The organism is Flavobacterium procerum (assembly GCF_042431625.1).
Taxonomy (GTDB): Bacteria; Bacteroidota; Bacteroidia; order Flavobacteriales; family Flavobacteriaceae; genus Flavobacterium; species Flavobacterium procerum.
Map to the genome: position 1 here is coordinate 147,061 of NZ_JBHLYW010000008.1, position 15,254 is coordinate 162,314.

Consider the following 15,254-nt stretch of genomic DNA (forward strand, 5'->3'; position numbering starts at 1 on the left):
AACAAAAAAGCTTCAGAGAACATCTGAAGCTTTTTTGTTTAGAATAAATTCTTAACAACTTGTCGGAGTATAAAAAACAAGGTATTTTTCAATTACTTTATTGGTTTTGATGTTTTTTGTCTTTATTTTATAAATGTATCGATATTCAAAAAAATCAACTGGAACTTTATCAATAGTTTGAACATTCTTAATTTCATCATACCAATCAGCTCCACAATGTTTGTTTACGGCAGCTTTTAATTCGTCAAGAGTATAAGGTATCGGATTCTTGGGCATTTTTGAATGATTTTCTAATATATCTGTAATCGGAAATCTTAAATCATCCTGATCAACGTCAATTTTCACCCATTCTGAAGTGTATTTCTTCCAATCTTCCAAAACACAAAAAGGGACTTCTATTTCTCTTTCTGTATTTATTCCAATTCTCATTTCATACTTTCCATAAAATTCTATTTCTCCAACTTGAGGTTGTTCAATTTTAAACGATTTGTCATTCATCCAATCACCAGCAAAAAGGTCAAAGAAAATAGTGTCCTGTGTGGCTTCGTAGCTCTTGGCTATTTCATTGTATTCCTCACGGCAACTCATGTCAATATCTTTCAGAAAAAGAGTTAAATCGGGAAATTTTATTCTGAAATCTCTATCAGAATCTTGACTTTCGGGGTTATTATCTGCTAAATCTTGTTTCTGTTGAATCTCAGCTTTTTTTGTTGTTTTTTGATTCCGTTTTTCTGGCGTTTCTTTACAAGAGAAAAACAAAAAAGACAGTAGTACAATTTTAAAAGTAATTTTCATAAAGGCTGTTAGATTTGAGTATGGCTAATTAGGATGCTAAAATTAATCAAAAATCTATTGAATCCATTTCTGTAAGAATAAATAACCAACTCGTTAGGTATTTTTTTTTAGCTCTACTCGCAGTTGAGATTTAAATCTGTGTACATCTGCTTTCATCTGTATAAATCTGCGTGAAAAAAAAAATCGATGTACAAAAAGTATTTCACGCAGATTTTACAAGATTTTAGCAGATTAAATTAGATTTTTTTGCTAAAAACCAATCTGCTTTTATTGTTTTAGATAAGTACTTAATGCAAATACCTGATTCCGATTTCGTTAATCAAATTATTCATTCCTTGTTTTATAATGATAAACAACACCGAAATCAGCAAAACCCTCAATATCAAAACCACACGATTGGAGCTGTAAACTGAAAAATATTGGTAAAAGAAAATCGCTGTGTAAGCAAAAATCAAAAAGACGACTATCAAATTTATCGTTCTTATGACCTCAACATCATTTGTTGCAATCATCGTAAGATAGAGAAACGCACGAAAGCTTATAATTCCGGATAGCAAATAGATATTAAGCACCAAATTTTCTGTGTAATTCTGCTGGCTTTTTCTAAAAATGAAAAAACTAAGCAAAGCGTTAATAGGAATCACAAGAAAAGTCGCAAACTTAGAATATCCTTTTATCACTTTAGAAAGTCCCGAAACGCTTTCTTTATTAAACACTTCCGTCAATTCTGTTTTAGTCCATTTGGACAAAAAATAGTTTATGGTCAACAAGATAATTACGGTTGCGAAAAAATTAAAATGCTTTACTCTTTTTCCTTGAATAAACTCTCTTATGCTATGTCCTGGCCTAGTAAAAAGCTCTTTTATGGTGTAGAAAAAGCCACTATCAAAATGAAAAATTCCGTGGATAAAATCGTGAACGAAAAAATGTTGTAAAGAATAACGATGTGTATGGGTACTTTGTCCGCAGTTTGAACAGAAATTTTCAGCGATTTTTTGTTCGCAGTTTAAGCAGTATTCATTAGTCATGATGCTACTCTTTTTAATTGTTTGTTCTAGATTTGATTTCAGCGCTCAACTGACTCATATAAATAAAAAGCGGCATAAATACGACGGGAAAAGCCAAAATTGGAACAAATCCAGCAGTAATATTTTTCGATTTACTTATTAAAAGAAAAAATACTGCTCCAATCAAAAACAGCCATAAAACAATGCCGCCAATTAAAATTCCGGTAAGTAGTTTTTTTCTTCTATCTAATTCTGCTATAGCTAATTCGGGTAATGTTTTTTTCATGAGAAAAGATTTAAGTTATAAACTGGTTTGATTTACAGCAAACAAAAATCAATTAATTAATCGTGTCTCACAAGCAGTCATTTTTTTATGACTACTATATTTTTTGCAAAAAAAAGACCATTTATAAAAATGGTCTTTTCTAATTGTTTTAAAAAAGGATAAAACTATTTTATCTTTCTAAATAGTTTATCATCCTGACCCGAATCAGATTTTAACAGCAGTTCATTAGGACTCTTTATTTCTAAAATTAAATCGGTAAAGATTTTTAAATCTGTTACTTGCCAAGCTTTATTTCCTTTTTTCAACGCTTCCTGAGTTGTTTTTAAAGGAGGCCTAACTGGTTTTTCTAAAACATCTGAAGGCTCTAAACGAATACTTATTTTTAATGCGTAATCTTCAAAAGGCTCAGCTTGAACAGCTATAACAAAAAATCCCGGATAATATCCTTCTCTCGCTTCGTCAAACAAATCTGAATTGCCATACAGAAGTCCAGTTAAAGTTACCTCAACATTTTCTCCTTTTTCATTTTTCTCTTCCCACGAAAATCCTTCAAAACCTGGAATATCATTCGGATTTGTCTTTTTCAAAACCAATAGAAGATTTTCATCCGGATTATCAATGTGTTTGTACTCATATTGTCCAACGAAATCATTTAAATCGTCATGTTGGGCTGTCGGAATTTCTTTTTCTTCTTTTGAAGGTTTTGCTTTTTCAATTGGCTTTTTTTGTTCCTGACAAGCAATCAATGTTAAAGAAAGGAGCCAAATTAGAATCTTGATTTTTTTCATTTATCTTAAATTTGATTTGTCTGAAATAAGCTTCTCTTTTTTTGATTTATGAAACAGAAGCAAATCATTATAAAGTGAAAGTCCTGGATCGGTAATCGTATTAGTCAAGAGTTTTTTGATAAAAACCCACTTGTTATTTTCATAAATATAAAAGTATGTGCAGGCATTGTCTTTTAAATCAAATTCTCCCGATTCGTCGTTATAATATTTTGCAATTGCTTCTTTAGGCAAAAAATCGGCAATAATGTAATAATCATTTGGTTTATTCTTTAAAACCTGACTTACTTTATTACTTATATCTTTTAAATCATACATCGCTTGATCTATATTCTCAAATTGCCCAAAAAAACCTTCCGAATTTGAGACGCTCCAATAATCCTGAATCAACTTTGATTTTCCTATGTAACAAATAGAAAATCCTCCTAAATTTTTATCAAAAAAAGTATAACCTGGAATTGTCGGAGACGGCCCCAAACCATCGGGAAGAACAAAACCGTTCTTTTTATATTTTTCTTCTAAAAAATCAACGGGCGCTGTCGGATAATCATTAACTATTGTGTCTTCGGCAACTACCATTTTATCTTTAATTACAGCTTTAGGAGTTTCTTTAGTTGCTTTGGGCTGGTCATTATTTTTACAACTGCTAATTGAAAACACAAATAAAAAGACCAAACCTATAGTTTTTAACAACTTCATATTTATCATTTTTGAGATTTAAAAGTATCACGAAAGAAACAAATTACTAATCTTGCACAGAAGCAAATACGGCTATCTCTTTTAAATCAATATAATATTCTCCAGCTATACCCCAGTGATCGTCTCTTGAAACATTAATTTTAGCAAAATATCTTTTCTTTCCGTCTTTTTGAACAATCTTAATTTCTCTAAGATAATTGAAACTTAATGCATCTTGATGGTATGCAATCGGTTTAAAACTTTCAGGATTATATATTTTAACAAAGGTGGCTTTTTCTAAATACAAATCGCTTTGTTCGATATAAATTCTCTCGTTTTTATAATTGAAGTTTTCTAATGGTTTCACAAAATTACTGCTGTCGATTTTTGCATACAGAAGATCGGTGTTAAACAAATGTATCGCGTAATTAAATCCTTCTGGAACATAATATTTTAACAATTTGCTTGAGTTCGTTGTAACCTCATAAGTTGTTTTTTTATTATAGCATTCCAAGTAAGGTTTATTATTTTCGATAAAAGAATTACCCGTAAAAAAGTTGTTTTTATTTATTACCGAATAATAATACAAATTAGGAACCGAAACTTTAGAATCTTCTCTACTGATTTCGACATCATGCATTTTGTAGACTTCATAACTTGGATGAAATCCCGCTATTTGCTTAATCAGTCTTATTTTATTGTTTTTTGTATAAAAATGAACGGTGTCAAATTTTGTGGGAAAATTTATGGTTCTGACTTCTTCAATTCCGAGAAGGCAGTAACAATCTTTTGTAAAATAGCTTTTATCATTTTCTTCTTTCGAAAGCATTTCTATATCTTCCGCTGATGCATATAATTCTTGGTTTTTAAACCGTATTTTAGAAATGTCTGCAAGAGTGTCGATTGAAATGATTTCGATTTTTGATGCATAATTTAAATGTGCTGTTTTTCCTGAAGATAAATCTTCTGTAGAAAACAAATCCAATCCCTTAAGATTTGCTGCAACTCCTGGCATAGTAGCAATTTCCGTTGCTGAATCCTTGTTTCTACAAGAAATTATCATCACAGAAATTAAAATACATTTTAGAAAACTCTTCAACATGACTTTTTTGTACGAAAATAACATAATTCTTTGCATTTCCTACTAATAAAAAAACTGCGTAAATCTCTTTACGCAGTTTTAGTATATGCCTTTTTTGCTATTAATCTGCTGGAATGACATCTACAGCAATGTCCTTTAAATTAATGTAATATGTTACCTCATCACCTCTATCTTTGATTTTGGCAAGAATACGATTTTCTTTTCCTTCCTTAATCACTTTAATATCTCTTAGATATACGAATGGAAATTTATTGTAAATCTTGTTTTTTATGATTTTCAAGCTATTGACATCATAAAGTACAATTTCTTTATTTTGATTGATTACCAAATCTAATGAATTTCCGTTAGAAGTATTCAATACCGATTTCGGAAAATCATAATTATTGATTTTTGTCAGAGCAATGTCCAGATTTAGCAATTCGCTGTCGTAAAAATAATCTTCGAGAGTGCCTCTGTTTTGCCATACGTCGCCATGGAACTCAAATTCAGCATTTTGTTTGAAATCCCTAATAAGTTTAACATTGTTTAATTCGATTAAGACAGCGTTAAATTCATTGTTTTCATTTATAAAATAAATCGTTTTAAAATAAAACGGATCATCTTTAACGGTATCATATTCAGGTTCAACAAAATCATTGATTGTAACAGATCTTAATTTATTTTTCAAATAATAAAATTTCAATGTATCCTTATTTACTACCTGAATGTTGACGCTGTCTGTTTTCGTTATGTAGTCAATGTTGTTTATTTTGTAGCTTTCTTTTTCTTTTTTACAAGAAACCAGAGTAAAAATTACAATAATTGCTAATACTTTTTTCATAATTCTTTTTCCAGTTTCACCCATTCATGGATTATTCCTTCTCCCCCAACACCTTTTATGAAATAATTATTCTGTTCTTTTTTTATCAAATATTTTCTGCAACGATCATCTTGTCCGTCATAATACACTTCTAAAATATCATTTTTCTCAATACCGATATGAGCTCCTTCGCATACAAAATCTCCTCTGAAAGCTACATATTCTAGATTGATTTTGTCTTGAGAAATGGTAAAATTATAAGTCGTATGTCCTTGTCCATTATTGGTATACTCCCCATCAGTATCTACTGTAAACTTACCTTGAAATTTGTCTGAAATAGGTTTTATTGTTGATAGCAGCAGCTTGTGTAGTTCCTGATTATGGGTTTTGGCATATCCTAATGCCGAAACACCTTCTAAATCAATTTGATTAATATTAGCCCCTTTTTCTACTAAAAGCTTAACTGCTTCTTTGTTTTTGCTCATAACAGCCTCTAATATTGGGATTGAAGCCATGTCAGTTTCACGATTATAAGTACCATCAACATTTGCCTTATGATTAATCAATGTCTCAATTATATGAAAATTTGAATATTGACAAGCCAAAGACAGTGGTGTAATACCACTTTCTGTATAAGTACGATTTACATCAACTTTCTTTTCTAGAAGAAGATCAACTATTTTCTCATTTTGATTTTCGATTGCAATATATAAAGCGTCATACTGATAGTATTCATCTTCTTTTGCCATCGATAAATCGGCTTTTCTTTGAATTATTTTTTCTACAAAATCATACCTTCCAAACTTACAGCAATATCCTAAAATAGTGTAAGTATCAACATCTTCGAATTGATAGTATTTATTAATGTTTTTTGTGGTATCGATAAACGTAACGAAAGATTCATCATTTGATTCTATTGCTTTTTTAATGTCGTTCTCAATGCTATTTTTTGCGTTATTGGATTGTACTTGACTTTTAGTTGCAGGCTTTTTTTCATCTGCTTTTTTATTACAAGAAATAAATACAGCAAAAGAAACTAATAGTAGGGTTTTAATTTTATTCATGGTTAAGTTGGGTTGCATTTTAATGGATGTTTTAATTTCTTTAAGTATTAAATAGGCTTATTTATAGACAAATAACCGCTAAATACCATTCCTTCGAAACTTTCACCTTCTTGATCGTCATATCTAACATTTACCAAACTGCCTTTTTTACCCTTTATATAAAAATAATTGGGAGAATCTGATATCAATTGAACCCTGCCTCCTTTTGGAATCACAGATATCAAAAAGTCTTTGTTCCCAAAATTATCTTCGTTATTACTATCATACAACTCTAGTCCTTTTGGTGCTACTACAAACCGATCTTCGTCCTTATTAGGATCAGTAACCTGAATGCCTTCAATTTCTTTAAGATCGATGTATTTTATCCCTTCTGCTAGAGAAACTTTCGCAAAATATTTTAAACCGACACCTTGCTTAACCACTTTTATATCTCTCAAATATTTAAATGGAGTACCCGATGAAATTATTTTATAATTATTCGTATTACTTGGCTCGTATATTTTTAAAGAATCTTGCCCGGCATATAATTCGTAATCATTGTTTTGTATGTTATACAATGATTTAGGTATTCTTTCGATAGGAAAACTGACCTTGCTCAATAAAATATCTAAATTCAAAAGATCATAAGTATATCCTTTTGATGGATTTTCAGAACTTTTAAAGTAGTTGCTTATTTTTTTGCCATCATAAGACATATAATTGAATGTGTAATTCTTTCTATAAAAATTATAGCGTTCTTCATACCTTATTGGATAATCAGAAACGACCTTCACTTTTAAAGTGTCAGTAATATAAACATTCGCATCCAAAAAGTTTTCTTTATTAATATGATAACCAACTCTTTCATATCTTGAAGTTCCATCTCCTCCAAAACTTTCACTAAAAAAAACTTTCTCTACTCTATTTAGCTGATTTCCGTCGTAGTATAAATTCAGCGTATCTGTTTTGTATTTTAAAACAGCACTTTCTTTTTTGTTGTAAGGGCTAAAATATTCTCCTTTTTCTTCTTGTGTTTTTAGTGCCGTTTTGGGCTCTTTTGTTTCTTTGTTTTGGCAGGAAAAGAAGCAGATTATTACTATCAGGATTATTTTTTTCAACAGTTATTTATTTTTTACTAAAATACATTTATAAATCAGATTCCAACATTTTTAACTACTACAAAAAAGCGCAAAAATATTTTAATTTTTGCGCTTTTGATTATTGTTTTTTTAATCAATAAGTAATCGAAGCAAACATTGCAACTTCTTTCAAATCAATATAAAATTCTCCTTTTAGAGCGGAATCTTCATTTTCAGGAATATTGATTTTTGCAAAATATCTTTTCTTTCCGTTTTTTTCGATGATTTTAATATCTCTTAGATAATTAAAAAAAAGAAAACATTGGTTATAAGCAACAGGTTCGCTTGTATTTATATCATATAACCGTACTGGTATATTTTTATTGATTTGAGAAATTTCTTGTTCTATTATTAAATTTTGGTTTTTAAAATCAAAACTTTGTAATGGATCAATAAATTCTGGATAATCAATTTTCGCATAGCAAACATCCAAATTAAATAGGTTTTTTGCGAAATATAATTCAAAAATCACATCATCATAACTATTAGTAAATGTAGTTTTATTTTCCCTAATCTTATAATTAGTTCTTGTATTGTAACAATCTAAAAAACGCTCGTTTTTATCGGGATCAATTACTTGGCAAGTAAAATTATTGTTTTTGTCAATATATCTATAAACTGTTGAATATCCTAAATTCGTAGTGTCGATAGGTGTTATTTTTTCGTCGGAACCTTTTCTATAATATAAAATTTGCTGCACCATATTTATTTTATCATCATTAAACAAAAAATGGATAGTATCGAATTTAGTTGGAAAGTTAATTGTCTTGATTTTATTTGATTTGAGCAGGCAATAACAGTCTTTTGTAAAATAGCTTTTTTTGTTAACTTCAGGTGAAATTATTTCTATTGCCGCTTTTTCTACATAGCCATATTTGCCATTCAAATTAATACCCAGTAATTTTTTATCGTTATTCAAATTAACAATAGTGACTTTTTCAGCATAATTAAGTTTTCCAATTTTTTCTGACTCTACAGAATTTTCACTATAAATAATAGTCCCAGAAATAGCACTAACTATTCCAGTATTACCAAATTCTGAAACTTTTGCAGTTTTAGTAGATGATGAGCTATTGTTTTCCTTGCACGAAATGAATAAACAAGAAATTAAAACGAGATTAACCAAGTTCTTCAGCATAATGTTTTTTTTTACGAAAATAATATTTTTATATTTTGATTCTATTTTACTTCAACATGAAAATGATTATGATGTTGTTTTTTAACATCGTCAGTGTCGGTAATTCGATTCCAAACCAACAATGCACCATAACTTAATGCTTTTGCCCTAAACTCATTTATTAATTGATCCGTAACTTTTGGATTTGCTACAGCTTCTTCACCACTTCCTTGACCTATATCTAATCCATTTATTTCAGAAACATCAAATGCTTTTCCAAAATAATGACTACTATTTCTTGAGTGATCTGCTCCACTAATTTCGGACACTTTGAAAGTGTAATCTTTACTTAATTGATACATTATATAAAGTAGTTCCGACAACACTTCTACTTCACCTCCTAGTGCTGTCCCGTAATTACTTTGTTTTGCATTTTTACCAATACTAGTATCTGTTATATTGTCTATTGCCATAGCTTGGTCAATTACACCTGAACTATGTGCATTTGCAAAAGTCACTCTTCCACCCTTAAGAATTTTTTCGGCTAAAACCTGATTTAATTTTCTAGCTTCATTAATATCTATTGTATATCTTAATCCTTTTGCTTTCATTTCACGATATCTAGACAACAGCTCTCTGTATTGAATTATACTATCATTATTTCCTCTGTTAAACCCATTGTTTATAATATCCATTGAGGCATTCTTGGTATATTTTATATTTTCTCTATTATATATTTTATCCTCCTCTGTTAAATACTTTTTATAAATTTCTTCATCATCCTCTTTACCCGCAGCTCTTGGAGCAAAAATTATCATATAAACATCTTCTGGTCTTTTTACTTTTTTATGATTATTGAAAAGCATTAAATATGTTTTAACATAACTTAATTGTTCTTCAGGAGATAATAATGCTAATTTTTGTTTATAGTCATCAACTTCTCTGATAGTTATGGCATCGGCTGTTTGTTTATTTTCAGAAATTCCTTTTTCATTCAAGATAAGAGATTTAACGGCATCTGGTGTAAACTGAGCTAATCCAATAGGTTGATTATGCACTAAATTTGGATTATTTTTATGTTCTTCTTTAGAAACTCCATAATATTTTCCTTCTTTGGTTGATCTAATTAATGAGCTACTGAATGATTCTCCTGTTTCTACAGACATAGCAATCATTAAAGCATTTGCCATTTCATATTTTTTTTCTTCTCCCCACATATCCTTACAAATTGAAACAACTTTTTGCCTAAACGCAACACTAACTTTTGCTCCCCAAATTAATCCAAGAGTGTTTTCATCCATTGTTTCTTTCTTTTCACCCTCACCCACAATTAAAACCATTCCTTTATTCTTCAAATGTCTTGTAGGATACTCCAAAACAACTACATTATAACTAATTTTTGTTCCTATTTTGAGTTTTTCATCAAAGTTTCTCAAAAGAAAAGTTGTGGCTGCTATTCCTTCTGAATTTACTTTTACTTTACTAATAAACAGTGGCTTGTCATTTACTTTATGGGCTTTCAATGTAATTTCATCTCCAATCATATTTTGGGTTTTAGCAACTATAGTTACAACCGATCCTTTTTTGTTAAACGGAACTTCGTCTTCAGAACTTACTCTTTTTCCATCATATCTAAAGAAAACATCGATTACTTCTTTTTTAGTTGTGACAGATAAAACAGTATTAGCATCATAATCAGCTGGCGACTTAAATTTGTACGGTGTTCCATTTTGAATTCCTAACAATTTAAATCCAATTTTGGCATTATTTTGACCTTGGAATCCAATACGTTTTTGAAAATCAGAATCGAATCTTATTTCTTTAGAAATCTCACCATTTTTATTGGTATATACATCAATATAATGACTTGTCTTTTTGTTGTTTAAATAAAAATAAATCCTAACTTTTTGATTATTATAATGTGGAATGCTGGTCTTAATCCAATTGCCTTCTCCTAAAAGGCCCGAAGTTGTTTTTTGGTTTCCAGTACTCCATGCCCAATGAGCCTCTGTAATTTGCGGATGTTTTACTTCAAACCTATAAACAGATTTTGATTTAACTCCTTTTTGACGCTCACTAAAAGCTTCTACCGTGTAATTGCCCTCGTCTTGGGGAATTACAATGGTAAAAGAATTTCCTTTATGAACAAATGATTTTTTCGAATCTCTTGTGTTAGTAAATAGTGCAGTTCCCGGAGTCAAATAAGGCTTGTTTTTAGCATCATAAACAATCCACTTTACAGCTCTTTTTTCGACATCTGTCGGATCCATTTCAAAAGTTTTGGCTTGTAAGGTTAAAGTACTGTTTAAACTGCCCAACAAAAACACATTACCTGATTTTTGTCCCGTAGGAGCAATACTCGTAACTTCATTTTTAATCACAGAAGTCTTAAATTCTTTACTCAATCTGTATTGGTCCTTGCTTGACACTTTAATTTTATAAGTTCCTAAGTCAGGCATCGCCAATTTGATAATTCCGATTGAATCTAATTCTTTTTCTTCTGAAATTGATTTTTTCCCATTTAGTGTAGTTTCAATCTGATAATAAAGTTTGATCGGATTTAAAGGTTTTAGTGTAGTATTTTTTAGAGATACTAAAAATAATTTTTCTTCAGCAAAAGGTCTTATAAATTCTCCTTCACTGCTTGCAGGTGGCATAATGACAATCTCCTGAGCAATTACTTTAAATTTTACAAATGCTGACTTAATTACTCTTGTTTTTGTAATTGCGCCAGAACTTGATCCATATGCTTCTACAATATAAGTTCCAGGGCTGGTGAAATTATAAGCAAATGAAGTTCCTTTGTCTACAAAATCGACTCCCAGTTTTTTGGAGTCTTTATAAATAACCCAGTTAATGTTTTCCTTTTCAGAAAGGCTTTCGGTTATTAAAGTTTCATCAAGGAAAAATTCCAAACTTTCTCCTGTCATAAATGAAACGGCATTGGTATTTTTAATTTTTACAGCTCCACTATTTACAGCCCTTCCTTTCTCATCAATTTTATCGATTTTTCTAAGAGATGCATAAACATCTTTTTTCCCGATACGTGCATAAAGCCTTCCAGGACTTAAATTAGGATATATTTTTGTTTTTGTTGTTATGGTTATCGTATTTGGCAAATCTTCAAGACCTAGAACTTCTCTAAGCAATGCAAACAATTCATCATTTGCAAAAAGATTGGCAATATCGGCATTTTCATTAGACAATTGCATCTTAATCGTTGTCCAACGTTTTTTACTATCGCCTGAAATTTTCTCTTTAAGAATATTAGCATCAATTGCTTTAATCATTTCTTTACGAACGTTCTCCCAATTAAAGTTTCTAATTTCTACTAATGACTTTGATTGCTTTAAAGCAGTGTACATTTGTGTGAAAAGCATTTCATTTGGCTTGCCATTAAAATCTGAGGCGACCATCCCTTCCTCAAAAGCTTTACTAATACGTGTCCAATATTCGGTAGCTTCAGGATTATTTTCTTTTTTTGCCTCATTCAATTTCTTTTGAATTTCAGCCTTAACAACTTCTACAGAAGGCTCATTGTTCTGAAGTGTTGTGGGTATTGTCAGACTTTGTTTTCCATCCATACCGTTATAAATACTAATTGAATCATTCAGAATATCATCTGCTTTCGAAACCGGAAGAGTATTGCTAATCGACGTAAAAGAACTCATTGTTGTTCCTTGAGTAGTATCTGCAGCGCCTCCTCCGATTGAAGCGTTATAATTTGATTCTGACAACGATAAAGAAATACCCGAAACCGAAGAAGTAGTGTTAAACGATGTATCTGCTTTTGTTGCAGAATGGGTATCGATAGCGCCTTCTTCGGCTGGAGTTTGATGTTTTTTTAGAACAGTATTATTCTGGTTCTGTTCTTGCCAAAGTTGTACGATATCTTTTTGCTGATTGATTTCTCTTGAAACTTTGGCAAGCTCTTTTATCATGTTTTGGGTTAATTGTTCTGAGCTTTGTATGTCGGCACTATTTTCTACCGAAATATTAAAATTGTGGATTGTATTTTTATTCATCGCGTTGTTTTTTTCAGGCTGTAAAAATACTGCTCCAATTTTCATTTTTTAAATTTCAAACCGCTTGAATTCAGTAGTTTCAGCAAGTATTCTTTTTGATGAAGCTACTGAATTCCATTCTCTTTTTTTACCTCAAAAAATAATCCTATTCCTACTTTTGTTTATCCAAAAAACGAGATTCCGAATACTGCTTTTTACAAAATAAATTGTAACAAGTATCCTTCCATTCATATAAAAAATACCACTCGACTTTAATTATTAATCATTTAAAAATAGCCGTTATGGATTTTTTATTCTCAAGGGGCATTCGTAAAATGCCCAAAATTCCCGACAAGAGTACTTTTTATTTCTCTCACAATTCAATCTTTCATTTAAAGATTTACCTCAACATTTATACAATAAATAAGCTCTTAAACAACTATTAAAAAACAAAAAACATGGCAATTCAACCCTTAAATACAATAAAAAGCTGGTTCAAGACTGGATTAAAACCTTCTCAAAATCAATTTTGGGAAACTTGGGATTCTTTTCGACATAAGTTTGAAAAAGTTCCGATAAAAGATATTGAAAATCTAGAAACGACATTAAATACAAAGGCTGAAAAATCGCAGTTTGAAAATCATACAAGCGATCAACTCGCACACGGATTGTTATTTGCAAATAAAGAAGATAAATCTCAAAAAGGCATTGCTGGTGGATACGCTCCTTTAAATAATTTCACAAAATTAACTAGTCAATACTTAGACATTGTAAATGATTTGGTTTCTGGTGGTACAACTTCACTTCTTAGTGCCGAACAAGGTAAAATTTTACAGAATCAGATTAATGGAATTCAAACTTTATTGGAGTCTGATAATGTAGATCTTGATACACTTCAGGAAATCGTTGATGCGGTTGAAGAAGTTAAAATATCTTTGAGTACTATTTTGGTAAATGATTTGAACACTGGCGGAGTTACAAAAGCTCTAACTGCCGAAATGGGAAAAAAGCTTAATGAAATTAAGTTGACCGCAACAATTGCAAATGATGCAGAAACACAAATTACATCGGCAGTTTCAGAAGACAATAAAATTGTCAGCCGTTCTAAGTTATTTAATTGGTGGACTTGGATTGAAAGCACTGTATTACATAAATCTGGCAATGAATCTTTCAATGGTATCAAAAGTTCAACTAATATAGGCACTTCACAATTAAACGGTATAGATTTGACTAATAATGGTACTGCTTCAACACAAGTCTTAAATATAAAAAATACTAATAAAGGCCTAGGAATTCGTGTCACTAATTCTTCAGATGGTTTTGGTATTCACGCGTCAAATAATGGTATAGGGATTGGTATTAATTCTGTTAATGATTCAACAGGCAGTGGGATTGTCTGTTTTAATAATTCAACAGGAACAGGCAACTTTATAATTAACAACCTCAATGGAAAAGGTCAACAAATTTCTAATATCACAAATGGTATAGGTGCTATTTTTAACTCAGCTACAGCTTCAACTGGTGATTTGCTACAATTTAGAAAAAATGATGTTTTAACGACTAAGTTTGATCAAAATGGTATTGCGACTTTACCTTATCTTATTATTGCAAATAAACCTTTAACGACTGCTCCTCCAGATGGAGCAATCGAACGTGATGAGAATGGAAATCTTTTCGAAACCCATTCAGGTGCTAGATCAAGATTAATTACAACCACTGACGGACTTATCTTTTTAGCATATAAATCTTTAAATAGTATTCAAACAAATATTGATGGTGTTATTTCAACAACAATTGAAAAAGCTTCAACTAATACAGTAATTGGAAAAATTGGAAATAGTTCTGTCCTAAGATTAAATATGATAAATCAGTTATTGCAATCAAGACAAGGTGGAGGAACAGTATTGCCTACGATATCAAAAGTGGAAATTTATTTAAAAGTAAACAATGGATTATTTGCTACAAATTATACAGGCTCAAATGCCGTAGATAGAGTTAAGATTTTAGAGTATTCCGGTACAATATCAGGTGGCAATAAGTGCTATCAAAATTCTTTAATTACATCACTTCAAAATTCTGACCCTCTTAAAGCGCAGTGGTCAAAAGTTGATTTAGTTGAGGAGATTTTTTTAAATGAAATAAAAACTGAAACAAATAAATCATATTATTTACGCAATGCAGAAAATAATAGAACATTTGGAGCATCCGAGGCGCAATTCTCATTTGTTTTTGTGAATACTGTTGCCTACGCTGACAACAACAATGCAAATGGCCAAAATGCAAGCCTAGTTTTGCGAAATACAAATTATGGACTTTATTTAGAGACAATAAGATCATAGCTTTTATATAATTAAGAACAACAGGATTGCAAGATTTTTTCTCGCAATCCTGTTTGTTTTAAATCTGATTAAAAGATTTTTTTCTACTGCAACTACCGAAAAACCACATTCAAAATTTCTTTTTTTTCCATTCCTCCAAACTACTTTTACCCTCTCAAAT

Annotated in this window: 12 protein-coding genes; 1 reads left to right on the forward strand and 11 read right to left on the reverse strand. The window is 30.6% G+C overall.

Annotated features, from left to right (window positions below):
• Positions 1–51 precede the first annotated feature (51 nt).
• The 11 genes from ACFFLS_RS09890 to ACFFLS_RS09940 form a co-directional block, all read right to left on the reverse strand.
• Positions 52–795, reverse strand: coding sequence for a hypothetical protein (locus ACFFLS_RS09890; protein ID WP_379685167.1), 744 nt, complete (start codon positions 793–795; stop codon positions 52–54).
• 287 nt (positions 796–1,082) lie between these two features.
• Positions 1,083–1,823 carry a DUF3667 domain-containing protein gene (locus ACFFLS_RS09895; RefSeq protein ID WP_379685165.1) on the reverse strand — a complete coding sequence of 247 codons (741 nt, stop codon included), beginning with the start codon at positions 1,821–1,823 and terminating at the stop codon, positions 1,083–1,085.
• A 13-nt stretch (positions 1,824–1,836) separates the two neighbouring features.
• Positions 1,837–2,088: a hypothetical protein gene (locus ACFFLS_RS09900; RefSeq protein ID WP_379685163.1), complete on the reverse strand. Its 252-nt coding sequence runs from the start codon at positions 2,086–2,088 to the stop codon at positions 1,837–1,839.
• 164 nt (positions 2,089–2,252) lie between these two features.
• Complete coding sequence (locus ACFFLS_RS09905; RefSeq protein ID WP_379685161.1) at positions 2,253–2,876, reverse strand: hypothetical protein; 624 nt, start codon at positions 2,874–2,876, stop codon at positions 2,253–2,255.
• Positions 2,877–3,572, reverse strand: a complete 696-nt coding sequence (locus tag ACFFLS_RS09910; protein WP_379685160.1) for a hypothetical protein — start codon at positions 3,570–3,572, stop codon at positions 2,877–2,879. It abuts the gene before it with no gap.
• 46 nt (positions 3,573–3,618) lie between these two features.
• A complete protein-coding gene (locus tag ACFFLS_RS09915; RefSeq protein ID WP_379685158.1) occupies positions 3,619–4,614 on the reverse strand; it encodes a hypothetical protein in 996 nt (331 codons plus the stop codon).
• 139 nt (positions 4,615–4,753) lie between these two features.
• Positions 4,754–5,473, reverse strand: a complete 720-nt coding sequence (locus ACFFLS_RS09920) for a hypothetical protein (RefSeq protein WP_379685156.1) — start codon at positions 5,471–5,473, stop codon at positions 4,754–4,756.
• Positions 5,470–6,516, reverse strand: a complete 1,047-nt coding sequence (locus ACFFLS_RS09925) for an ankyrin repeat domain-containing protein (protein WP_379685154.1) — start codon at positions 6,514–6,516, stop codon at positions 5,470–5,472. Before ACFFLS_RS09925 ends, ACFFLS_RS09920 begins: the two co-directional genes overlap by 4 nt.
• 47 nt (positions 6,517–6,563) lie before the next feature.
• Complete coding sequence (locus ACFFLS_RS09930; RefSeq protein ID WP_379685152.1) at positions 6,564–7,613, reverse strand: hypothetical protein; 1,050 nt, start codon at positions 7,611–7,613, stop codon at positions 6,564–6,566.
• A gap of 115 nt (positions 7,614–7,728) precedes the next feature.
• Positions 7,729–8,553, reverse strand: a complete 825-nt coding sequence (locus ACFFLS_RS09935) for a hypothetical protein (protein ID WP_379689338.1) — start codon at positions 8,551–8,553, stop codon at positions 7,729–7,731.
• A gap of 260 nt (positions 8,554–8,813) precedes the next feature.
• Positions 8,814–12,821: a hypothetical protein gene (locus tag ACFFLS_RS09940; RefSeq protein ID WP_379685148.1), complete on the reverse strand. Its 4,008-nt coding sequence runs from the start codon at positions 12,819–12,821 to the stop codon at positions 8,814–8,816.
• Between the two features lie 392 nt (positions 12,822–13,213).
• Here ACFFLS_RS09940 and ACFFLS_RS09945 point away from each other — a divergent pair, with 392 nt between their 5' ends.
• Positions 13,214–15,094, forward strand: coding sequence for an autotransporter outer membrane beta-barrel domain-containing protein (locus ACFFLS_RS09945; RefSeq protein ID WP_379685146.1), 1,881 nt, complete (start codon positions 13,214–13,216; stop codon positions 15,092–15,094).
• Positions 15,095–15,254: the final 160 nt, after the last annotated feature.